This window comes from Pseudomonas sp. zfem005 (assembly GCF_032621735.1).
Classification (GTDB): domain Bacteria; phylum Pseudomonadota; class Gammaproteobacteria; order Pseudomonadales; family Pseudomonadaceae; genus Metapseudomonas; species Metapseudomonas solani.
Map to the genome: position 1 here is coordinate 100336 of NZ_JAVYJE010000015.1, position 22832 is coordinate 123167.

Annotated in this window: 17 protein-coding genes; 5 read left to right on the forward strand and 12 right to left on the reverse strand. The window is 67.0% G+C overall.

What is annotated here, in order from left to right; genetic code table 11:
* The first annotated feature begins 235 nt into the window (after positions 1-235).
* Positions 236-2689 (forward strand): hypothetical protein, encoded by a 2454-nt coding sequence (locus RTW82_RS28190; protein WP_316927137.1) that lies wholly within the window; start codon positions 236-238, stop codon positions 2687-2689.
* Positions 2690-2838: 149 nt separating this feature from the next.
* Here RTW82_RS28190 and RTW82_RS28195 read toward each other — a convergent pair whose 3' ends face one another.
* The 4 genes from RTW82_RS28195 to RTW82_RS28210 form a co-directional block, all read right to left on the reverse strand.
* Entirely contained in the window at positions 2839-3276 is a 438-nt protein-coding gene (locus RTW82_RS28195) for a thioesterase family protein (protein ID WP_316927138.1), read from the reverse strand.
* An 11-nt stretch (positions 3277-3287) separates the two neighbouring features.
* The gene (locus RTW82_RS28200; protein WP_316927139.1) at positions 3288-4451 is read right to left on the reverse strand and encodes an iron-containing alcohol dehydrogenase; all 1164 of its coding nucleotides are present in this window, start codon (positions 4449-4451) and stop codon (positions 3288-3290) included.
* 98 nt (positions 4452-4549) lie between these two features.
* Positions 4550-6340, reverse strand: a complete 1791-nt coding sequence (locus RTW82_RS28205) for an acyl-CoA dehydrogenase C-terminal domain-containing protein (protein ID WP_316927140.1) — start codon at positions 6338-6340, stop codon at positions 4550-4552.
* 1 nt (position 6341) lies between these two features.
* The gene (locus RTW82_RS28210; RefSeq protein ID WP_316927141.1) at positions 6342-7580 is read right to left on the reverse strand and encodes a 3-hydroxyacyl-CoA dehydrogenase; all 1239 of its coding nucleotides are present in this window, start codon (positions 7578-7580) and stop codon (positions 6342-6344) included.
* A gap of 126 nt (positions 7581-7706) precedes the next feature.
* Between RTW82_RS28210 and RTW82_RS28215 the strand changes: the two genes are divergently transcribed.
* Entirely contained in the window at positions 7707-8609 is a 903-nt protein-coding gene (locus RTW82_RS28215; protein WP_043240449.1) for a LysR family transcriptional regulator, read from the forward strand.
* 266 nt (positions 8610-8875) lie between these two features.
* Positions 8876-9391, forward strand: coding sequence for a hypothetical protein (locus RTW82_RS28220; RefSeq protein WP_316927142.1), 516 nt, complete (start codon positions 8876-8878; stop codon positions 9389-9391).
* A gap of 69 nt (positions 9392-9460) precedes the next feature.
* Here RTW82_RS28220 and RTW82_RS28225 read toward each other — a convergent pair whose 3' ends face one another.
* The 4 genes from RTW82_RS28225 to RTW82_RS28240 all read right to left on the reverse strand — a co-directional run bounded on the left by RTW82_RS28225 (position 9461) and on the right by RTW82_RS28240 (position 15053).
* Positions 9461-11401, reverse strand: a complete 1941-nt coding sequence (locus RTW82_RS28225) for an ATP-dependent DNA helicase RecQ (protein WP_316927143.1) — start codon at positions 11399-11401, stop codon at positions 9461-9463.
* A gap of 277 nt (positions 11402-11678) precedes the next feature.
* Complete coding sequence (locus tag RTW82_RS28230; RefSeq protein ID WP_316927144.1) at positions 11679-13223, reverse strand: phosphoenolpyruvate carboxykinase; 1545 nt, start codon at positions 13221-13223, stop codon at positions 11679-11681.
* A 425-nt stretch (positions 13224-13648) separates the two neighbouring features.
* Positions 13649-14536, reverse strand: a complete 888-nt coding sequence (hslO, locus tag RTW82_RS28235; RefSeq protein WP_316927145.1) for an Hsp33 family molecular chaperone HslO — start codon at positions 14534-14536, stop codon at positions 13649-13651.
* Between the two features lie 106 nt (positions 14537-14642).
* Positions 14643-15053: an RNA-binding S4 domain-containing protein gene (locus RTW82_RS28240; protein ID WP_316927146.1), complete on the reverse strand. Its 411-nt coding sequence runs from the start codon at positions 15051-15053 to the stop codon at positions 14643-14645.
* Positions 15054-15217: 164 nt separating this feature from the next.
* Here RTW82_RS28240 and RTW82_RS28245 point away from each other — a divergent pair, with 164 nt between their 5' ends.
* Together RTW82_RS28245 and rimK are read left to right on the forward strand one after the other, a co-directional pair.
* Positions 15218-15661, forward strand: a complete 444-nt coding sequence (locus RTW82_RS28245; protein WP_263401061.1) for an ATP-dependent zinc protease — start codon at positions 15218-15220, stop codon at positions 15659-15661.
* Positions 15658-16563, forward strand: coding sequence for a 30S ribosomal protein S6--L-glutamate ligase (gene rimK / locus RTW82_RS28250; RefSeq protein WP_021218609.1), 906 nt, complete (start codon positions 15658-15660; stop codon positions 16561-16563). Before RTW82_RS28245 ends, rimK begins: the two co-directional genes overlap by 4 nt.
* Before the next feature lie 105 nt (positions 16564-16668).
* Here rimK and RTW82_RS28255 read toward each other — a convergent pair whose 3' ends face one another.
* The 4 genes from RTW82_RS28255 to RTW82_RS28270 form a co-directional block, all read right to left on the reverse strand.
* Positions 16669-17640 (reverse strand): IS110 family transposase, encoded by a 972-nt coding sequence (locus tag RTW82_RS28255; protein WP_316927147.1) that lies wholly within the window; start codon positions 17638-17640, stop codon positions 16669-16671.
* Between the two features lie 407 nt (positions 17641-18047).
* Positions 18048-18791: a SapC family protein gene (locus RTW82_RS28260; RefSeq protein WP_316927148.1), complete on the reverse strand. Its 744-nt coding sequence runs from the start codon at positions 18789-18791 to the stop codon at positions 18048-18050.
* A 25-nt stretch (positions 18792-18816) separates the two neighbouring features.
* Positions 18817-18978: a hypothetical protein gene (locus RTW82_RS28265; protein WP_021218607.1), complete on the reverse strand. Its 162-nt coding sequence runs from the start codon at positions 18976-18978 to the stop codon at positions 18817-18819.
* 20 nt (positions 18979-18998) lie between these two features.
* The gene (locus RTW82_RS28270) at positions 18999-22757 is read right to left on the reverse strand and encodes an EAL domain-containing protein (RefSeq protein ID WP_271659340.1); all 3759 of its coding nucleotides are present in this window, start codon (positions 22755-22757) and stop codon (positions 18999-19001) included.
* Between the last annotated feature and the right edge of the window lie 75 nt (positions 22758-22832).

Here is a 22832-nt window from a genome sequence, read left to right on the forward strand (position 1 = left end):
GCAAGGTCTCTGCCCTGCAGTCAGTGGAAGCGCAACGGATTTGCCGCGCATTCTGCGGGCAGAATGCCCATTTAGGGTAGAGCGACCGGTCAGCGCACCCCGCCGATGTCGCCATTCCGGTCGTTCGGAGTCGATCTGGTGAAAAAAACCTGCTCCAGCGGGTTAAAAACCACAGACAGCCGAACAGGCGAGGATTAGGCTTTCGCAGCCTCTCGACCGCGCAAGGAAGCGTCCGATGACCCGCTGTTTCCCCCTGCTCGCCTGCCTGCTGCTCTCCCCCACTCTGACCCTTGCCCAAGAACTGCCTCGCCCGTCGTTTCTCGGCGAGCGCCTGTTCGCCAACCGGCAGAACATCGACAGCCTGGCACCTTCCTCCTACGAGCGTGAGCAAAGCCAGGCGGCCAGCCAGGAGCTCTGGCGCCGAGTGCTCATCGACCACCAACTGTTCGATGCGTCGTCCAGCAACTCTGTGAGCATCTATGCGGGTTGCAGGTACGACACTGCCCTGCAAGTGCTGCAGCAGCTGCGCGCTGAGCTCGGCCCCGGTACGGCTTACGAAACCCATTGGATGGCCAATCAGCAAAGGGTGCTGAAGGCCTGTGGGGGATGGAGCAAGGCGGATGAAAAGCCCGTTCAATACACAGGGGCGGACGCACCATCGAGAGCGGCGAGCGATTACGGCTACCAGCTCGCGGCCTGGACCTTCTACCGGGGTGACTTCGTCGAGGCCCGCAAGCTGTTCGACGAGCAGGCGCAACGCTCGGGTGCCTCGATGCAGGCCTATGCACGCTACATGACACTGCGCAGCCTCGGCAGGTCGGGCGAGGTGCAGCAAGCCTACGAAGAAGCCGAGCGCCTGGAGAACGACCCGGCCTTCAAGGCATTGCAGCCGCTGGCGAGCGAGCTCCGCTTCATCCTCACCAACCCAAGCAGCCCTTACAGCCGGGACTGGGCGGCGGAATCGGTGGAAGCCAGCGAACACCACCTGCGCTGGCTGGCCGGTCTGTTGCGGGGTTCGCCGGAAAAAAGCGCCGACGTCAGTCGTTCGGTGGCGCAGTACCAGTCCGCGCTGTTGCAGATGCGTGGCTACCTGAACCCCTGGGGGCCGACGGACTGGTGGTGGAATGAACGGTCGACGTCCAATACCCGCTACGAGGCCCTGCGCAGGGTCGCCCGCGACGACGTGCTGATCGACTGGATGCACGCCGACCAGGCCTACAACATCTTCGATATCGACTGGCTATGGGCCCTGCATCAGCCCGAATCGCGTTACTGGGAACACAACCGTCAGCTGGTGGCCCATGCCCTGGAACGCTGGCGACACGGCGATGGCGCCGAATGGCTGGCCATTGCACTGTCCCGCGTTCACCCACAGGACCCGCAGGCAGACGAGCTGCTCGCCCAGGCGGCGCCCTATCTCGAACGGGCCTGGGAGGGCGAGACGCCGGAATACCTGCAATGGCTGCGGCAGCTATGGCTCCACAGCGTGCGGGTGACCCTGGCCAACCAGGGCGTGAAGCCCACGCTCGCCCTGTTCGACGCCCATCAGGACCTTGGGGGCATGCGTCCACGGAACAGCTATCAGGATGGCGACCCGCGTCCCGGTGCCTATGCGCAGGCATTGCGTTGGCTGATGTATCAGGGACGCCAGGACGAAGCCCGGCAGGTGCTGACCTCGGGCCTCGCCACATTGCGCGAGGAAGGATTCAACCACTGGCGCCTGCTCTTGGCCGAAACCTGGGATCAGGCCTACAACGCGGGCGTGTACCCGCCCCGCTACAACGGGCCTCCGCCACTCTGGGAGCGCATGCTCGACCTGCTGCCCGCCCGCACGCTGCACCAGGTCGCCCAGGAAGAACGCCTGGGCGCCGACGCCCGCCTGCTACTCTCACGCACCGCCCTGACCCGGGCGATGCTGCTGGATGACCCGGCGGAGCGCATCGACACCTATGCGCTCGACCTGTCGAAGCGCGACCCGGACATGCGCGACCTGCTGCTCCGCAAGACCGCGGCCCACCGGCGCGACGACTACATCGACCTGCTGCTCCAGGCACCGCGCCTGCGTATCACACCCAACCTGAACCTGCTGAGCCACCGCTTCCGCTCCGAAGATGTGCAGGACCGCTGGAGCCGCATCGACCCCTACAACCACAACGACAACAACTGGTGGTGCAGCCTGGACATCGGCGCGCAGGAGCAGCAGGTCATGGAGGCCGCGACCCTCCGCCCGGTCGAGGTCAGCCTCCGGGCGCCCTTCAAATCCCTGCGTGACGACGAACAGTCACAGGCCTTTATCGCCAAGCAGCAGGCGCTGTTCCGCCAGCACCCGTTCTGGCAGGCGCTGGATCGTGGCGAGCTGGAACGCCTGGCGGCCATCCCTGCGGCGCCGCGTTACCTGAGCGAAGCAGTCGCCAGCCGTGAATACCTGGGGCGGCTCACCCGCTTCGCCTTCTGGCGCGGCGAGGAGGACATGGACGAACGTGCGGCCAACCTGAACCGCGCCATCCGCACCACCCGCTACGGCTGCCAGCGGGACGGCTCCCACGAGGCGTACTCGAAACGTGCCTTCCAGTTGCTGCACCAGGGCTACCGCGACAACCTCTGGGCCAAGGCCACGCCTTATTGGTTCGGCTGCAGCCACTTCCGTGGCGGCTGCCCGAAACCGCCCGAGGAAAGCACCTCACCGTAGGATGGGTAGAGCGAAGCGAAACCCATGCTGTAACGGGATACCCCGCATCGATGGGTTTCGTACCTCGCGGAACGCCGCCCGACCCATCCTACGAATTGAAGAACCGTAGCCCGGGCTTCAGCCCGGGAATGGTTGTGCCGGCACTGCGATCAGCCCGCGACCACCAGCTCCGCCAGGGCGGCGCGCAGGCGTTCGGGGATGGGCACGGGGCGGTTGCTGGTGCGGTCGACGAAGACGTGGACGAAGCGGCCAGCGGCGCAGGCTTCGTCTTCGCCGGCCTTGAAGATGGCCAGTTCGTACTGCACCGAGCTGTTGCCCAGCTTGCCGACCCGCAGGCCCACCTCGATGCGCTCAGGGAAGGCGATGGAGGCGAAGTAGTCGCAGGCGGAGCTGACCACGAAGCCGACGACGTCGCCGTCGTGGATGTCCAGGCCGCCCACTTCGATCAGGTAGGTGTTCACCGCCGTGTCGAAGAAGCCGTAGTAGACGACGTTGTTCACGTGGCCATACACGTCGTTGTCGTGCCAGCGGGTGGTGATCGGCTGGAAGTGGCGGTAGTCGCTGCGCAGGTGCTGGGGTTGGTTCATGACGCGTCGTCTCAGTAGGCGGCTTGGTAGATCGCCAGCGCATCGCGCTCGCTGACATCGCGCGGATTATTCACCAGCAGGCGCTGTTGCAACATGGCGTCCTTCGCCAGCTGCGGCAGCATCGCCTCGGCCACGCCGGCATCGCGCAGGCGCGTGGGCAGGCCGCTGCGCTCGCTGCAATCGGCCAGCTCGACGATGAGTTGCTCGGTGAGGTGCAGCGCGCTGCCCGGCTGCAGCTTGCGGCCCAGCACCAGCGGCGCCAGTTCGGCGTAGAGCGGCGCGGCCACCTCGGCGTTGAAGCCCAGTACGTGGGGCAGCACCAGCGCATTCGAGAGCCCGTGGGGGATGTGGTAGTGCCCGCCCAGGGGATAGGCCAGGGCGTGCACCGCCGCCACCGGGGCATTGGCGAAGGCCTGCCCGGCGAGGCAGGCGCCCAGCAGCATGGCCTGGCGCGCCTCGCGGTTGCGGCCGTTGTGCACCGCCTCGTCGAGGTGGGCGCAGAGCAGGCGCAGGGCCTCGCGGGCGAGCAGGTCGGACAGCGGGTTCTTCTTGTGGCGGCTGGTGTAGGCCTCGATGGCGTGGACCATGGCGTCGATGCCGGTGGCGGCGGTGACGGCAGCGGGCAGCCCGAGGGTGAGGTCGGCGTCCAGCAGCGCCAGGTCAGGCAGCAGCAGCGGCGACACCACGCCCAGCTTGGTGGTCTCGCCGGTGGTGACGATGGCGATGGGGGTGACCTCCGAGCCGGTGCCGGCGGTGGTCGGCACCTGGATCAGCGGCAGCCGCCGGCCCCGGGCGTTGCCGACGCCGTAGATGTCCTGGAGCCCCTGCCCGCACGCCGGGTGGGCCAGCAGCGCCACCAGCTTGGCCACGTCCATGGAGCTGCCGCCACCGAAGCCGATCACCAGTTCGGCGCGCAAGGCCTTCGCCTGTTCCACGGCCTGCAGCACCACCGCCTCAGGCGGGTCGGCCTGCACCTGGTCGAAGATCTCCACCGCCACGCCGGCGGCGGCGAAGCCCGGGAGGATGGGGTCGAGCATGTTCAGCCGGGTGATGCCCGGGTCGGTGACGATCAGCACGCGATGGGCATCGCGCTCGCGGCACAGCTCGGCCAGGCGGAGGGCGGAGCCGGATTCGCAGAGGATCTGCGCGGTGGTGGCGAAGCTGAAGGGCTGCATGGGGTGGCCTCTTGTTGTTGTGCTGTCGGGTTTGGCTGGGCGGGTGCTGCACAGGCGGGGTGACGGCCTTGACCGCCCTCCCCGCCGGTTGGACTCCATCAGAACGCGAAATGCGCCTCCGGCAGGGCCATCAGGCAGTCCGCGCCGCCCAGCAGCGACTCGCGGTGGCCACTGGCGCGGGGCAGCAGGCGGCGCACGTAGAAGCGCGCGCTGTGCAGCTTGGCCTGGTAGAAGTCCGCCTCGCCGGTGCCGCCGTCCAGGGCGTCCTGGGCGCGGGCGGCAGCCTGCAACCAGAGCCCGGCCAACAACACATAGGCCGAGTACTGGAGGAAGTCCACCGAGCAGGCGCCGATTTCCTGTGGGTCGTGGCGGGCGCGGTCGAGCACGGTGGCGGTGAGGTCGCGCCATTCCTTGAGGCGCGCCAGCACGGCGCCGGCCAGTTCCGCCAGTTCGGCGCGGCCGGCCTGGGCCTCGGCCATGGCGGCCAGTTCGTCCTGCAGGGCGTATAGCTCGGCGCCGCCGTCGCCCATCAGCTTGCGACGGATCAGGTCGAGGGCCTGGATGCCGTTGGTGCCTTCGTAGATCTGGGTGATGCGGCTGTCGCGCATCAGCTGCTCCATGCCCCATTCGCGGATGTAGCCGTGGCCGCCATACACCTGCACGCCGAGGCTGGCCACTTCCTGGCCCATGTCGGTGAAGAAGGATTTGACGATGGGGATCAGCAGCGCCGCGCGCTTGCCGGCGGCCTTGCGCGCCGCCGCGTCGGGGTGGCCATGTTCCAGGTCCAGCTGACGCCCGCAGTAGGCGGCGAGCAGGCGGCTGCCTTCCACCAGGGTCTTCTGGGTCAGCAGCATGCGCCGCACATCGGGGTGGTGGATGATCGGGTCGGCGGCCTTGTCGGGCTCGGCGGCGCCGGTCAAAGCGCGGGATTGCAGGCGCTCGCGGGCGTAGGCCAGCGCACCCTGGAAGGCGCGTTCGGCGATGCCCAGGCCCTGCAGGCCGACCTGGAAACGCGCGTCGTTCATCATGGTGAACATGCAGGCCAGGCCCTGGTTGGCCTCGCCTATCAGCCAGCCGGTGGCGCCGTCGAAGTTCATCACGCAGGTGGCGGCGCCCTTGATGCCCATCTTGTGCTCGATGGCGCCGCAGGACAGGGCGTTGCGCGCGCCGGGCGTGCCGTCGGCGTTGGCGACGAACTTGGGCACCAGGAACAGCGAGATGCCCTTCACCCCGGCCGGTGCGTCAGGCAGGCGCGCCAGCACCAGGTGGACGATGTTGTCCGAGAAATCCTGCTCGCCGCCGCTGATGAAGATCTTGCTGCCGCTGATCCTGTAGCTGCCGTCCGCCTGGGGCTCGGCGCGGCTGCGCAGCAGCGCCAGGTCGGTGCCGGCCTGGGGCTCGGTGAGGCACATGGTGCCGGTCCAGGTGCCGCCGACCATCTTGTCCAGATAGCCCTGCTTGAGCGCCTCGCTGCCGTGCTTGTAGAGCGCCAGCACGGCGCCTTCGGTGAGGCCGGAATAGACGCGGAAGGACAGGCTGGCGGCCATCAGCATCTCGTGGAAGCTGGCGGCGACCATCTGCGGGAAACCCTGGCCGCCGTGCTCCACCGGGCCGGTCATGCTGGCCCAGCCGTTGTCGCAATACTGCTTGTAGGCCTCGCGGAAGCCCTTGGGCGTGGTCACGGCGCCGCCTTCGAGGGTCACGCCCTCTTCGTCGCTGGCGCGGTTCAGCGGGGCGATCACTTCGCCGGCATAGCGCGCGCCTTCTTCCAGCACGCCGTCGATGAGTTCGCGGTCCAGGCCGTTGCCCAGCAGCTCGCAATGGCCGGCGACGTCGAAGACCTCATGGAGCACGAAGCGCATGTCGCGCAGGGGGGCGGTGTAGCTCATCTCAGGCTTCCTCTTGAAAATCGGCGAAGCGGCGGCCTTCGGCTGCCAGGCGCTGGATCAGGGCGGCGGGTTGCCAGTGCAGGCCGAAGCGGCCGGCGAGGTATTCCAGGCGCTCACGGATGGCTTCCAGGCCCTGGCCATCGGCCCAGCTCATGGGGCCGCCCTTGTCGGCAGGGAAGCCGTAGCCGTTGAGGTAGACGGTGTCGATATCGGCACTGGACGCGGCGATGCCCTCTTCGAGGATCTTCGCGCCTTCGTTGACCAGGGCCAGCAGGCAGCGCTCGAGGATTTCCTCCTGGCCGATGCTGCGGCGCTCGAAGCCAAGCTGCTCGGACACCTGCAGCACCAGCGCGTCCACTTCCGGGTCGTGCTCGGCCTGGCGGCTGCCTTCGGCGTAGCGGTAATAGCCCATGCGCGACTTCTGGCCAAAGCGGCCGAGGGCGCAGAGGCGGTTGTCCACCTGCACCGCCGGGTCGTCCTGGCCCTGGCCGGAGAGCTCGCGGGCGCGCCATTCCAGGTCGATGCCGACCACGTCGTACATGCGGAACGGGCCCATGGCGAAGCCGAAGCCCTGCAGGGCGGCGTCCACCTGATGGGGGTAGGCGCCTTCGAGCAGCATCATCCGCGCCTCGCGCACATAGGTAGCAAGCATGCGGTTGCCGATGAAGCCGTCGCAGTTGCCGGCGATGACGCTGACCTTGCCCATGCGCTTGCCCAGCACCAGGGCAGCATCCAGCACCGACTTGGCGGTCTTGGCGCCGCGCACGATCTCCAGCAGCTTCATGATGTGCGCGGGGCTGAAGAAGTGCAGGCCGAGCACCTGTTCCGGGCGTGCGGTGACGGCGGCGATGGCGTCGATATTCAGCGCCGAGGTGTTGCTGGCGAGGATCGCCGACGGCTTCAGCCGGGCGTCCAGCTCGCGGAAGATCTGCTGCTTGAGTTCGAGGTTCTCGTACACCGCCTCGATCACCAGGTCGACATCGGCCAGGGCGTCGTAGTCGGCCACCTGGGTGATGCAGGCGCGGCGGGCGGCGGCCTGGGCCTCGTCGATACGACCCTGGCGCACGTTGTGGGCGTAGGTGTCGGCGACCACGCCCAGCGCCTGCACCAGCATCTGCGGGTTGTTGTCCAGCCACAGCACCTGCACGCCGGCGTTGGCCAGGCTCATGACGATGCCCCGGCCCATGGTGCCGGCACCGATCACGGCGGCTTGTCGAATGTCGTTGGGGCTCTGGGTCATCGCATCGTCCTCTTGTTGTTCTGACAGGGCGCGGGCCTGCGCGCGGGGAAACGAAAATCGCCAGACACCTTAAGGAAGCCGGTACTATTTTTGAAATTTAGTCTTGTGATAGGTCGTATTTCCACGGTGAATATCTCCACGTTCGATCTCAACCTGTTGCGCGTACTCGACGCCCTGCTGCGCGAGCGCAATGTCTCCCGCGCCGCCGAGCGCCTCTCCCTCAGCCAGCCGGCGGTGAGCAACGCCCTCAACCGCCTGCGCGAACTGCTCGGCGACCCGCTGCTGGTACGCGTGGGCCGCAGCATGCAGCCCACCCCCCGGGCGCTGGCCCTGGAGGCGCCGATCCGCACCGCCCTGGCGCAGATCGAGCAGAGCCTTTCCGCCGGCGAGGCCTTCGACCCGGCCAGCAGCCGCCAGCGCTTCAGCATCGCCGTGACCGACTACGTGGAGCTGATCTGCATGACCCGCCTGCTGGAGCGCCTCGCGGTGCTGGCGCCGGGGGTGCAGATCGCCATCAGCCACCTCAGCCCCAGCCTCCCCGCCGAGGCGCTGGACAAGGGCGAGCTGGACCTGGTGCTGGGCCGCTTCCAGAGCATCCCGCCCCGCTTCGCCAGCCGCCGCTGGATGAGCGAAACCCTGCGCCTCACCGCCCGCCGCGACCACCCGCTGCTGCGCGGCGAGCCGGACCTGGAAAACTTCCTCAGGCTACGCCACCTCTGGGTGCATGGCGGCCAGACCAAAGGCATGGTCGACCTGTGGCTCGCCGAGCGCGGCCTGACGCGGCAGATCCTCTACACCACGCCGAACTACCTGCAGGCGGCGCACATCGTCGCCGGCAGTGACCTGGTGGCGGTGCTGCCCACGCAACTGGCCCAGTACTTCGCCCGCCTGCTGCCGCTGGAGCTGCACGAGCTGCCCTTCGCCGTGGGGCCCTTCCACCTGGATGTGGTCAGCGTGCAGGCACGGGAGCGGGACGCGGCGCTGCAGTGGCTGATCGGGCAGATCCTCGAATTGGGCGAACCCGGCTGAGAGTCGACCGACGAACGGTTGCCAGGGCCTTTTCCGCACGTCCGTACCACCTTGCCGATTCACCCTAACGACGCGGATCGCCGGCAGCCCCCATGAACCGGGCGATGCAGGCGCGACGGGAACGCGCGGAGCGAAGCGGCGGGACAGAAGCATGGGGAAAAAGTGCTAGACGATCGGGTCATGGGGCTTATGCGCCATCGGCCTAAAAGCGGGCTTCTCCTGCCCTTAGACTGAAACTCCCAGGCCGAAAAACCAGGGAGAACCCAATGGCTATCGCAATCACACCGACAGGACCGACGCTGTTCACCAACACCCCGCTGCCGCGGACCAATGACCCGCTGGCGATCACCGCCCAGCCTGGCGTCACCACCCAGAACGCCATCGATACCCGTAACGAACGGGCACGTATCGCCCGTGAGGAAGCCCAGCAGCAGTTCGAAGAGAACCAGCAGCTGGCCCGGGAACGGGCGCAGGCGCTGCGGGAAGAGCAGGCCCAGCAGCTCCGTGAGAACGCCGCCGAGACCGCCCGTCTGCAGCAGCAACAGCTCCAGCAGCAGCGGATTGCCGACTACGTCGAAGCCCAGCAGACCGATGACCTAAACCCCAACAACCCGCTGTCCGGGGACTTCATCGCCCGTCAGCGTCTGCAGCTGGACGGCAACCAGCAGGCCTTCACCCAGCCCGACCTGGGCCTGGTGACGCCGCGGCTGGCCAACCAGGCCATCTCCACCTACCAGACCGTGCAGCAGCCCAGCTTCAGTGACCGGGCGCTGGTGGCCTAACCAGGCGATAGGCAGGCCATGGCCCGTGCCTGGTACGGGCCGTGGTGGATCCTTGGGCTGAAGCCCAGGCTACGGATCGAGCTGACGGCTGACCCAGTCGCGCACCTGCGCGTAGGGGTAGTCCTCCAGCGCCGCGAAGCCCGGCAGGTTACGCGCCTTGAGCCGCGTGAAGATCGGCGTGGCGATGCCGCAGAGGAAGCGCGTGAGGCTTTCCGCCCCCGCTTCGCGGCCATCGTACTCGTGCTGGCGTTGGCGGAAGCCATCGCACAGGCCGGCGAAACTGCGCCCCGCCAGGGGTGGCAGGGCGGCGGCCTCGGGAAGCTGCGCCACCTGGCCGCGGCACACCGAGCAATGCCCGCAGGCGGTGGGCGCCTGGCGGTCGCCGAAATAGGCGGCCAGGCGCTGGCTGAGGCAGGTGTCGCTGGCGAACAGTTCCAGCATGGCGTTGATGCGGTTGATCTCGCTGGCTTCCTGGCGCTGGAAATAGCCGTGCAACTCGTCCGCCAGCACCTCGGCCTCCCAGTCGCTGCGCAGCGAGGCGTAGACCTCGGTCATCTGCTTGCTTTCCAGCTCGATCCAGCCGCGCTCCTGGAAGAAATCCAGGGCCTTGACCACCCGTGCGCGCTCGGCCTGGTGCTCGTTGTAGAGCCGGTCGAAATCCACCGTGCTCCAGGTGCGCGCCCGTTGCGAGGTGCTCACCAGCGCCTCGACGAACTGGCGCCGCTCACCCTCGAACTTGGCCACCAGCGCCTCGGGCTCCACCAGGTACTTGAAGCGGTACTCGGCGAAGTAGGCGAACAGCGGCGCGATGATGCCGCGCAGCTCCAGCTGCACCAGCAGGGTCTTCAACGGCAGCTGGCGGATGTTGCTCTGGTCCGACAGCGCATTGAGGGTCAGCTCCCAGCGCCCGCCCTCCCCGGCCGCGCCCTTGAGTTCCTGCAGCACACGGAGAATGCCGTCGCGCTCCGGCGTGTCGCCATAGACGAAGTTCTCCAGCACGCTGAGGCCGTCGCGGTTGGCCAGTACCAGGCATTCCGAGCGCTGGCCGTCGCGCCCGGCACGGCCGATCTCCTGGCTGTAGTTCTCCACCGACTTGGGCAGGTCGTAGTGCACCAGGTTGCGCACGTCGCTCTTGTCGATGCCCATACCGAAGGCGATGGTGGCGACGATCATGTCCACCTGCCCGGCCATGAAGCGCCGCTGCAGCGCCTCGCGGGCCTCATGGCCCATGCCGGCGTGGTAGGCGGCAGCGGAAAGGCCACTGCGCACCAGCGCCTCGGCCACCTGCTCGGCGGTTTTCTGCAGGGTTACGTAGACGATGCCCGGCTGGCCCTTGCGCGGCGCCAGCCACTGCACCAGGCGCTGCATGCGCGCCGGGCCGGCCACCGCCTCGACGGCGAGGTCGAGGTTGCTGCGGTAGAAGCCGGTGGTGACCACGTCCTCGTCGGCGATGGCGAACTTGGCCTGCATGTCGGCGATCACCGCCGGCGTCGCCGTGGCGGTCAGCAGCAGCGCCTGGGGGATGCCGAACTGGCGCTGGTAGTCCGGCAGCTTCAGGTAGTCGGGGCGGAAGTTGTGGCCCCACTCGGAAATGCAGTGGGCCTCGTCCACCACCAGCAGGGAAATCGGCACCTGCTGGATGAAGCCGCGGAAACGCTCGTTCTTCAGGCGCTCCACCGAAATCATCAGGATCTTCAGCTCGCCCGAACGCGCCCGCGCCATGACGGCGGCCGCCTCCTCGCGACTCTGCGCGGAGTCGATGCTGGCGGCGGCGATGCCGTGGCGGTGAAGGAAGGCCAGCTGGTCCTGCATCAGTGCCAGCAGCGGCGAGACCACCAGGGTCAGGTGCGGCAGGTGCAGGGCCGGCAGCTGGTAACACAGCGACTTGCCCGAGCCGGTGGGGAAGATCGCCGCCGTCGAGCGGCCGGCCAGCACCGAGCGGATGGCCGCTTCCTGGCCGGGGCGGAAGGCGTCGTAGCCGAAGGTGGCGGCGAGGGTGTTGCGAGGCATGGCTTCACTCCGTCGAAAGGGGCCGTCGATCATGGCCAGAAGCGCAACGCAGCAGCGCCGCGACAGTGCAGGGCGTCGGCCTGTATGTCCGTAGGATGGCGTAGAGCGCAGCGAAACCCATCATCGCCCGGCCCTGGCATCGCGGCCCGGTTCAGGCGCCGCCGGTGGATGGGAAAAGCGCCATCCACCCTACCCCACCGACTCCGAGCACCCGGGCATTCCCGTGGCGACCAATGAAAAAGCCGCCCGGAGGCGGCTTCTTCTACAACGGGCTCGCTTACAGCTGCGGGCCGGCGTTGCGGATGGCGTCGGAGACGTCGAACTTCTTGAAGTTCTCGATGAACTTCTCGGCCAGGCCCTTGGCGGCTTCGTCGTAGGCAGCCTTGTCAGCCCAGGTGTTGCGCGGGTTGAGCAGGTTGGTCTCGACGCCCGGAACGGCCTTCGGCACGTCCAGGTTGATCAGCGGCAGGTGCTCGGTCTCGGCACCGATCAGAGCGCCGCTCTGGATGGCCGCGATCACGCCACGGGTGGTGGGGATGTTGAAGCGCTTGCCAACGCCGTAGCCACCGCCGGTCCAGCCGGTGTTGACCAGGTACACCTTGGAGCCGAAGCCCTGGATGCGCTTGATCAGCAGCTCGGCGTACTCGCCAGCCGGGCGCGGGAAGAACGGCGCACCGAAGCAGGTGGAGAAGGTCGACTTGATGCCGCCGCCGGAACCCATCTCGGTGGAACCCACCAGGGCGGTGTAGCCGGAGAGGAAGTGGTAGGCAGCCTGCTCGTTGTTGAGGATCGACACGGGCGGCAGCACGCCGGTCAGGTCGCAGGTCAGGAAGATCACCGCGTTCGGCTCGCCGGCACGGTTGGCCTCGACGCGCTTCTCCACCAGCTCCAGCGGGTAGGCCGCGCGGGAGTTCTGGGTCAGGCTGTCGTCGCTGTAGTCGGGCAGGCGGGTTTCAGGGTTGAGCACGACGTTTTCCAGAACGGCGCCGAACTGGATGGCTTTCCAGATCACCGGCTCGTTCTTCTCGGACAGGTCGATGCACTTGGCGTAGCAGCCGCCTTCGATGTTGAACACGGTGCCCACGCCCCAGCCGTGCTCGTCGTCACCGATCAGGTAACGGCTTTCGTCGGCGGACAGGGTGGTCTTGCCGGTACCGGACAGGCCGAAGAACAGGGTGGTGTCGCCGTCTTCGCCAACGTTGGCGGCGCAGTGCATCGGCAGCACGTCTTTTTCCGGCAGCAGGAAGTTCTGCACGGAGAACATGGCTTTCTTCATTTCACCGGCGTAGCGCATGCCGGCGATCAGCACTTTCTTGGCAGCGAAGTTGAGGATCACGCAGCCATCGGAATTGGTGCCATCACGCTCCGGCTCGCAGACGAAGTTCGGGGCATTGATGATCTGCCATTCCTGGCGAGCCTGCGGGTTGTACTGTTCCGGGTTGATGAACAGGCAACGGCCGAACAGGTTGTGCCAGGCGGTTTCGGTGGTCATCTTGACCGCCAGGTAGTGCTCGGGATCGGAACCGACGTGCACGTGGGAAACGAAACGCTCGCGCTCGGTCACATAGGCTTCGACGCGGGTCCACAGGGCATCGAACTTGTCGGCCGGGAACGGACGGTTGATGGCGCCCCAGGCGATCTTGGAGTCTGTGCTCGGCTCCTGGACGATGAAGCGGTCAGCCGGAGAACGGCCGGTGCGGTGACCGGTCCTAACTACCAGCGAACCGTTGGCGGCCAGCTCACCCTCGCCACGGCGAATGGCCTCTTCGACCAGTTGCGCGGCGCTGATATCGGTGTACACGGCGGTATTGGCTTGCGTCATGTGGTTCCCCGTCGGCGAGAGGCCGAGTCCTCCAATCAAATATGTAGTGGGCTATGCGACCCGCTACAGCGAAAAAAGTGCGCCGGATTATGCCAGAGGAACTATGGCTTAGGCGAGATGACTGGACGTAAGGCAGACGATACGGGCGTTTCAGTCAGACCGGGCACCCGGCAGCGCGACTCAGGCACGCGCTCGACCGACGAACGGATAGCTGGAAATGACCAGTCTAGGCGCAACAGTCACGAGCGGAACGACAAGCGCCAAGACGAGGCCAGACGGGCGCTGGCGGAGATATCCACAGGCCCGGGGGGCGCTACGACACACTACAAATTGGTAGGGGACTTATGAAAAGCAGCTAGAAGCCTGAAGCTGGAAGCTTGAAGAAAGAGCAGCGCAGCTTCCAGCTTCCAGCTTCCAGCTTACGATCAGTGTTTTGTGCTGGACGGCGCCGCGCTGCCGCCGCCGGCGAACAGCTGGGCCACGTCGGCGGCGTCGAAGCTGTAGCGCTGGTTGCAGAACTGGCAGTCGATCACCACCGTGCCGCCGTTCTCTTCCAGCAGGGCGTCGGCGTCGGCGTGGCCGAGGCTGACCAGGGCGTTGGCCGAGCGCTGGCGCGAGCAGCTGCAGCGGAAGCTGATGGCGAGGGGGTCGAACAGGCGCACCTGCTCCTCGTGGTAGAGGCGGTGCAGCACGGTTTCGTTGTCCAGGCTCAGCAGTTCCTCAGCGGTGAGGGTGTCGGCCAGGGCGGTGAGGTGCTGCCAGCTGGCGGCACGGGCTTCCGGGTCCTTGAGGCGGTCGGCCGGCAGGGCCTGGAGCAGCATGCCCCGGGCGTTGCGGCCATCGGCGTTGAGCCAGAAGCGGGTCGGCAGCTGTTCGGAGTTGGCGAAGTAGGCCGAGAGGCTTTCCGCCAGGTTGGCGCCTTCCAGGCTGACGATGCCCTGGTAGCGCTGGCCCTGCTTGGGGTCCACGGTGAGGGTCAGCACGCCTTCGGGCATCAGCTCGTGCAGGCCGGCTCCGGCCACCACCTGTTCGGCGTGGTAGCGGGCGATGCCGCGCAGTTCGCGTTCACTGGAGCATTCCACCATCAGCAGCGGCACGGCGCCGGAAGAGCGCGCCTGGAGCACCAGCAGGCCGTCGAATTTCAGCGTGCCCACCAGCAGCGAGGCGGCGGCGAGCATTTCGCCGAGCAGCTGCGCCACCGGCTCCGGGTAGGGGTGCTTGGCCAGCACGTGGGCGTAGCTCTCGCCGAGGGAGGCCATTTCGCCGCGCACGTCGGTATCGTCGAAAAGGAAGCGCTGGGTGTTATCGGACATGACGGACTCGCTGCGTCTGGGGGCCTGCTCGGCCGAAAGGCTGGCGATTTTAGGTGCAAACCCCCGAGGCGACCAAGCGCCGGTTGTCTACCGGCCCCATGGCGGCTCAATCCTCGACAAAGTCACCGGAGCCGCCGCGCAGGTAGTGGATCTGCCGGCGCTGCTTCTTGGTCGGCCGGCCTTCGGTCTGCACGCCCAGGGCGCCGGCCTTGCGCATGGCGGCTGCCTCTTCGCGGCGGCGCACGCTGTCGGCGGTCTCCTCATAGAGGGTCTGCGCCTCGGGCGCGCCACGGCGCACCACGGACAGCGCGCGAACCACCACTGTGCGCTCATCGAAGCCGGTGCGGATCACGTACTCGTCACCGATGCGTGGCTCCTTGCCCGGCTTGCAGCGGTCACCCCGGTGGTGGACCTTGCCGCCGTCGATGGCTTCCTTGGCCAGGGCGCGGGTCTTGTAGAAGCGCGCCGCCCACAGCCATTTGTCGAGGCGTACCTTGTCGTCGTCTTTGTCGCTCATGCCACGGTTTCCATGCTGGCAGGCTGCACTGGCTCGCAACCTGAAAATTTGCGTCCCGGGCGCACGCCGGGCCGGATGCAGTTGTCACAAGGGGCAACTAGAATGCCGACAACTTTAGCGGAAAGCCTGCATTGAAGACTTTCGACCAACTCTCCGTGATCGGCCTGCGTGAATGGATAGCCCTGCCGGAACTCGGCATGGTCGGCCTGCGCGCCAAGATCGACACCGGGGCCAGCACCTCCACCCTGCATGCCAGCGACATCGTGCCCTTCGAGCGCGACGGCGAGCGCTGGGTGCGCTTCACCGCGCACCTCGGCACGCTGGTGCAACGGCGCCACCGCTGCGAGGCGCAGGTGGTGTCGGTGAAGACCATCAAAAGCTCCAACGGCCAGGCCCAGAGCCGCTACGTGATCAGCACCACGGTCGCCCTGGGCGATCGCGCCTGGCCGATCGAGTTCACCCTGGCCTGCCGCAAGACCATGCGCTATCGCGTGCTGATCGGTTCCAAAGCCCTGGTGGACGGCCAACTGGTGGTCAACCCGGCCCTTAGCTACGTACAGGACAAGCCGACCCTACCGGCCTTCGACTCCCTTCCAGGTGCCCAATGAGAATTGCCGTTCTGTCGCGCAACCCGCGTCTCTATTCGACCCGTCGCCTGGTGGAAGCCGGCCAGCAGCGCGGGCATGAGATCCAGGTGATCGACACCCTGCGTGCGTACATGAACATCGCCAGCCACAAACCGCAGATCCACTACCGCGGCCAGCCCCTGGAAGGCTTCGATGCGGTGATCCCGCGTATCGGCGCCTCGGTGACCTTCTACGGCTGCGCCGTGCTGCGCCAGTTCGAGATGATGGGCGTGTTCCCGCTCAACGAATCGGTGGCCATCAGCCGCTCGCGGGACAAGCTGCGCTCCCTGCAACTGCTCTCGCGCAAGGGTATCGGCCTGCCGGTGACCGGCTTCGCCCACTCCCCCGACGACATCCCCGACCTGATCCGCATGGTCAACGGCGCCCCGCTGGTGATCAAGGTGCTGGAAGGCACCCAGGGCATAGGCGTGGTGCTGTGCGAGACGGAAAAGGCGGCGGAATCGGTGATCGAGGCCTTCATGGGCCTGAAGCAGAACATCATGGTGCAGGAATACATACGCGAGGCCGGCGGCGCCGACATCCGCTGCTTCGTGGTGGGCGACAAGGTCATCGCCTCGATGAAGCGCCAGGCCAAGCCGGGCGAATTCCGCTCCAACCTGCACCGTGGCGGCAGCGCCAGCCTGATCAAGATCACCCCGGAAGAACGCATGACCGCCATCCGCGCCGCCAAGGTCATGGGCCTGTCGGTGGCCGGCGTCGACATCCTGCGCTCCAACCACGGCCCGCTGGTGATGGAGGTGAACTCCTCCCCCGGCCTGGAAGGCATCGAAGTGACCACCGGCAAGGACGTCGCCGGGATCATCATCGAGCACCTGGAAAAACACGCCGGCCCCAATATGACCCGCACCAAGGGTAAGGGCTGAGCCCGTCCCGCCGGGTTGCACCCGACCTACCCGGTGCGCTCCCGTAGGGCGGGTGAAACCCGCGAATCCCCAATCACATGGCAACTGTAGATACCGTCTTGATCCCTAGTGAGCAAGGGCCAGTTTTACGTCGTACGGCTGGCCCGATTTCAAGACGCCATAAGCGATGTTCAGCAGCTTACGCATCGCTGCGCAGATGATCTGCATGCCGGTCTTGCCCTTGGCTCTGAGGCGTTCTCTCATCGCTTTGATCGCCCCGTTGTGCTGCAGGGCGCAAACRGCAGGCATGTACAGCCCAGCACGCAGCCGCGATGAGCCCATCTTGGAAATGCGGGTCTGCCCCCGGTACTTACCAGACTCCTGCAAACGCGGGTTGAGCCCGGCAAAGGCGGTAATCGCGCGGCTGCTGGTGAAGCGATGAGGGTCGCCCAGCTCCGCCAGGATCAGGGCGGCTGTCTTGTCCGCGATGCCATCGATGCTGGTCAACAGATCACGTTTACCGCGCAGATCCGGGTCATTGTCGATGTGGTCATTGATGGCCTTGAGGGTTTCCTCGATCTGTTGCTCGATGTGCCGCAACACTGAGCGGATCGACTCCTGCACGCTGGTATCGGCCACCTCCAGGCGATTGCTCTCCATCTGCTGGATTTCCTGCAGATCCGCCAGGCGCCGCATCAGTGCTTTCAGGCGCCGTATGGCGCGAGGTTCAGGCTGCCAGGGCCGTAGCTCGTCTTGGTGGCGCTCGCCGTATTCGGCGATCAGCTTGGCGTCGACCTTGTCAGTTTTCACGCGCTGCAGCTGACTGCGGGCGTAGTGAGCGATTTGCGCTGGGTTGAGGACGCAGACCCGATAGTTCTGCTCCAGCAGCCATTCGGCCAGGGCTTCATGGTGGATGCCGGTGGCTTCCATCACGACCCAGACACCCGCCTCGCTGTGCTTGTTCAGCCACTCCTGCAGCGTGCGAAAGCCCGCCTCGCTGTTGGCCAACTTGGCCTTGGTGCGGTACTTGCCGTTCGCCTGCAGGGTGGCGATATCRAACGTGTGCTTSGCAATGTCGAYACCAATGACACTGGGCATGTRWGCTCCTCCTGATCTTTTCAGACACGATCATCACTGCACCCGGCCCAACCTTGTGAATGCGAGCTCTGGGCTCAAGATACCGTTCGGGCTGTTCGAGTGAGTGTGGAGGGGCGGAGCACTATCTACGTCGCAGGCTCAGGGCCTAAGGGTGGACACGACTTCCAGCCCCTCCCCCGATGATCAGTCGGGAACTATTACCCCTGAAGGGGTAGTTAGTCGAGATACAAGGGTGGACGTCGCTCTTCACGTCCACCAATGGGGTCGCACCCAGCACATCCCGCCATACGCCGAGCCCATCCAGCGCCCACGCGAAAGCCTGCGGGTTTCACCCGACCTACAGGAGCATCAGGGGGTCGTTGCGCTGAAACAGGCTCCGCCCCCGGCCGGGAGCGGAGCCGCACCCATCAATGGGTGGTGGTTTCGCCGGCCGCTTTCTTCGCCAGGTAGTGGGCGAACAGCTGGTTGGCGTTGCCCAGGGAGATCAGGTGGGCGTAGATCCAGCCGAGGAAGCCGGATTTGTGCAGGTCCAGCACCTTGTCGTCGGAGAGGGCCAGGAAGCGCTCCTCGTCCACCGCCAGGAAGTCGCTGAGCACGAAGCTCTCGCCATTGCTGTGGCTGAGCTTGAGGCTGCGGGTGGAGAGCAGTTCCAGCTCGTTGAGCTTGTCGACGAAGCGGCGGGTGCGCTCCATCTCGGTGGTGAAGTTCTGCAGGAACTGGATCATCTCTTCGAGGAAGGGGCTGTTGTGGCCTTCTTCGTCGAACAGCTCGCGGCCCTCTTCCTCGTTCCAGCCCGAGTAGGCGGCGTCGAAGCAGACGGTGAAGTTCTCCGCACTGCCCTGGGCCAGGACGAAGGGATAGCGACGCACGAAGGCCGGGATGTAGCAGTTCTCCTGCCACAGGTGGTTGGCGTCGACGTAGCCGTTGTGGCCGGCCTTCAGGCCCAGCAGCGCGATGGGGACGGCCTGGGCACCCTCGCCGATGAACACGATCGGGTAGTGGCGCGACGCCTGGAAGAACTCCAGGCCCGCCAGGGGCACCAGGTGGGTGCTGGAAGCGAATTCGCTGTTCTGGAGGCTGGCGAGTTTCAGCGAGCGGTGCTCCTCGCGGTTCAGCGCCTTGATTTCCTTGTACAGCAGCAGCGTGGTCATTACGTGGGTCTCCTGAGAAAAACGATTAACGGATGACGATCTGCGCCAGGACCTGTCCGCTGTCCTGATCGGGCACCACATCCTTGAGGGTATTGGCCGCCACCAGGCTGATGCTCAGGTGGCGACCCCAGTTGAAGTTAAGACCAGCGCCGACGCTTTGCAGCGCCGGCCCCGCATGTCCGGGCATCCCTGCATGCGGGAACAGGCTCAAGGCGCGCGCTGCCGCAGCCAGTCGAGGAAGGCCGCCTCATCCAGCGGCGGGCTGAAGTGGTAGCCCTGGCCGAGGGCGCAGCCCAGGGCGCGCAGGCTGTGGTACTGGCCCCGGGCTTCGATGCCTTCGGCCACGCATTCCAGGCCGAGGTTGTGGCCGATGGCGAGGATGGTGTCCACCAGCGCGGCGTCGCTGCCCGCCAGTTCCAGGCCTTCGACGAAGCTGCGGTCGATCTTCAGGCGGTCCAAGGGCAGGCGCTTGAGGTAGGTGAGCGAGGAATAGCCGGTGCCGAAGTCGTCGATGGCGAAGCGCACGCCCAGGCGCTTGAGCGCCTGCATGGCGGCGATGCACTGCTCGACGTCTTCCAGCAGGCTGCCTTCGGTGATTTCCAGCTCCAGGCGCTGGGCCGGCACGCCGTGGCGCTGCAGGCAGTCGCTGACCCGGGCGACGAAATCACCCTGGCGCAGGTCGCGAGGGCTGACGTTGATCGCCATCACCAGCTCGGGCCACTGCGGCAGCCACTGGGCCAGGCTGGCGCAGGCGCGGTCAAGCACCCAGTCGCTGAGTTCGAGGATCAGCCCGGTCTCTTCGGCCAGGGCGATGAACTGGCTCGGCGGCACCACGCCCCGGGTGGGGTTGCGCCAGCGCAGCAGGGCCTCGGCGCCCACCACGCGCTCGTCGGCGAGGGACAGCTGCGGCTGGAATTCGAGGAACAGCTGGCCCCGGGCGACGGCCTGGCGCAGCTCGCTTTGCAGCTGCAGGCGCTGGTCGATGGCGGCCTGCATGGCCGGGGCGAAGAAGTGCAGCGCATTGCGGCCGCCCTGCTTGGCCCGGTACATGGCGGTGTCGGCCTGCTTGAGGACATCCGCCGCACCCTGGCGCTCGAAGGGGTGCAGGGCGATGCCGATGCTGGCGCTGACCGACAGCTCGTGCTCGCCGATGCGGTAGCTGCCGTGCAGGCTGTGGAGCAGCTTGGTGCCCACTTCGGCGGCGTATTCGGCGGTCTGTTCGGGGCTGTCGGCCAGGGCTTCGAGCAGCACCACGAATTCGTCGCCGCCCAGGCGTGCCAGGGTGTCTTCGGCCCGCAGGCAGCTGGCCAGGCGCGCGGTGACTTCACGCAGCAGGGCATCGCCCACCGGGTGGCCGAGGCTGTCGTTGACGGTCTTGAAGTGGTCCAGGTCGATGAACAGCAGCGAGCCGTAGCGGCCTTCGCGCACCTCGCGGGCCATGGCGTGCTGCAGGCGGTCGAGCAGCAGGCGGCGGTTGGGCAACCCGGTGAGTTCGTCGCTATAGGCCAGGCGTTCGATCTCGCGCTGGTAGCGCTGGCGCTCGGAAATGTCGGTGATGCTCAGGCGGATCAACGGCGCGCCGCCACCCGGCAGGCGCACCAGGCGCACTTCGCAGGGGCGCACGCGGCCAGCGACATCGCGCATCAGCCACTCGAACACCGGCGCCTCGCCGGCCAGCGCGGCCTGTGCGTAGGCGTGCCCGACATCCCGCGAGGGGCGGCCATCGGCCTGCAGCAGCGGGCTGAAGCTGGTGGGCATGCGCCCCATCAGCTCCTCGCGGGGCAGGCCGTAGAGGCGTGCGGCGTTTTCGTTGGCTTCGGTGATGCCGCGCTCGACGTCGAACACCAGGATCGCCTCGGGGGCGTGCTCCACCAGGATGCGGTAGCGCGCCTCGGCCTCGCGGCGGGCGCTGACGTCTTCCACCAGGGCCAGCAGCGCATGGAGACGGCCGTCGGCGTCCCGCACGGCGCGGACGTTGATGCGGGTGTAGATGACGCTCTCGTCGGGCCGCAGGAAGCGTTTGTCCAGCTCGTAGCCGTCGCGCTGGCCGCTGCGCACCTGGTGCAGCAGGGCCAGCTCGGCGCCACGGTCGTCGGGGTGGGTGATGCTCAGCCAGTCGGCGCCCTGGAGCATTTCGCGGGAGCGGCCGAGGATGCTGCACAGCTTGAAGTTGACCTCTTCCCAGCAGTGCTCGGGCGAGCACAGGGCCATGCCGATCAGCGGCGCCTCGAAGAACAGGTGCAGGCGCTCGTCGCGCTCACGCTGGCGGCGCTCGGCGCGCTTCAGCTCGGTGAGGTCCTGGACCGCGCCGTAGATGCGGATCACCTGCTCGCCGTCGTGCTCGGCCAGGCCCTTGAGGCGCACCCAGCGGTAGATGCTCTTGGCGGTGACGATGCGCAGTTCGATGTCGAAGGGGTCGGCGGTGCGCAGCACATGGTCGAGGGTGGCCTGGGCGCGGGCGCGACTGTCCTCGTCGAAGTAGTTCATCGCCTGTTCCAGGTTGGGCGCGCCGCCCACGGGGTCCAGGTCGTAGATGCGGAAGGTGCCTTCGCTCCAGAACATCTGCTCGCCGGGCAGCTCCAGCACCCAGCCGCCGATGTCGGCGATGGCTTCGGTCTGGCTCAGCAGGTGGGTCTGGCGCAGCAGTTCCTCGCGGCGCACGCCCAACTCCTCGGCGAGCATCTCGCGGCGGCTGACGTCGTGCTGCAGGGCGACGAAGTGGCTGATGCCATGGTCGTCGTGCATCGGCGCCAGGGTCACTTCGTTCCAGAACAGGCTGCCGTCCTTGCGGTAGTTGCGCAGCACCACCTGACAAGGCTCGCCACGCCGGATGGCGGCCAGCAGGCGCGGCAGGTCGGGCTGGTTGCGGTCATGGCCGACCAGGAAGCGGCAGTTGCGCCCCAGCACCTCCTTGCGGCTGTAGCCGGTGATGCGCTGGAAGGCCGGGTTGCAGTACGTCAGGGGAAAATCAGGCTGGCGCGCGTCGACGATGATCACCCCCAGCGGGCTGGCTTCCAGGGCCAGGCTGTTCAGCGCCAGGGCTTGCTGCATCTCGTTGCGGCGGCGCAGCTCCAGGCGCAGGTCGCTGAGGGAGCGGCCCACCAGCAGGGTGGAGACCATCAGCAGCAGCACGCTGAGGTGCAGTTCGATGCGCTGCGGCTCCAGCCACTGCGGCGCCTCGCCCAGCTCGCGGAGGATCGGCAGGGCGAGCACGGTGGCGGTGGTCAGGCCGGCGCCGCACAGGGCGCCGGGGAAGCCCCAGACCAGCGCCAGGCTGAGCATCACCAGGCCGATCAGCGGCAGGGTCAGCAGCAGCGGCATCACCGCGATGGCCAGCGGCAGGGCGATACACAACACCAGCAGCACCGGCCAGGGCGGCAGCCTGAGCATCGATTCGGGCAGCCGCGAGTAAGTGCCCAGGGCGCAGCGCCGACGGCGCAACCAGGGCGTCAGGTAGGTGAGCAGCGGCAGGGCGATGACCAGGGTGGTGAGGCTGTCGCCCAGCCACATCAGCAGGCTGGCGGTGCCCCAGGCTTCGGGCTTGATCACCCCGGTGAGCAGAAGACTGCCCTGCACCCCGGTGGACACCAGGGTCACCGGCACCAGCACGCCGAGCAGCATGAAGCGCAGCAGGCTGGAGAAATCCGCCAGGGCGACATCGAAGCGCGACGACCGCAGGAGCAGCCAGCCGACGGCGATGCTGAGGGTTTCGGGCAGGGCGTAGAAGGGCGCGAGGCGCCAGTCCAGCCCCCACAGCGGCGCGCTCAGCGCGGCGTTGAGAAAGACCGCGAGCAATACCCGGGGGCCCCACCACAGGCAACCCACCAGGCCCAGGGAAAATGGCAGGTACCAGAGCGCCACGCCGCCGGAAACCTGAGTGCCCAGGGAGAGCCAGGTGGCGATGTGCAGCAACGGGAGTGACGACCACCAGGTCCAGTTGGGCAAGCGGGCTTGAGCGGCGGGCATTGTGACCTCATGTCTACGCGCGCTAGAGGATAGTCCAGGGCGCCTAGAGTACGTGGGTCAAGGCAAAGTGACACT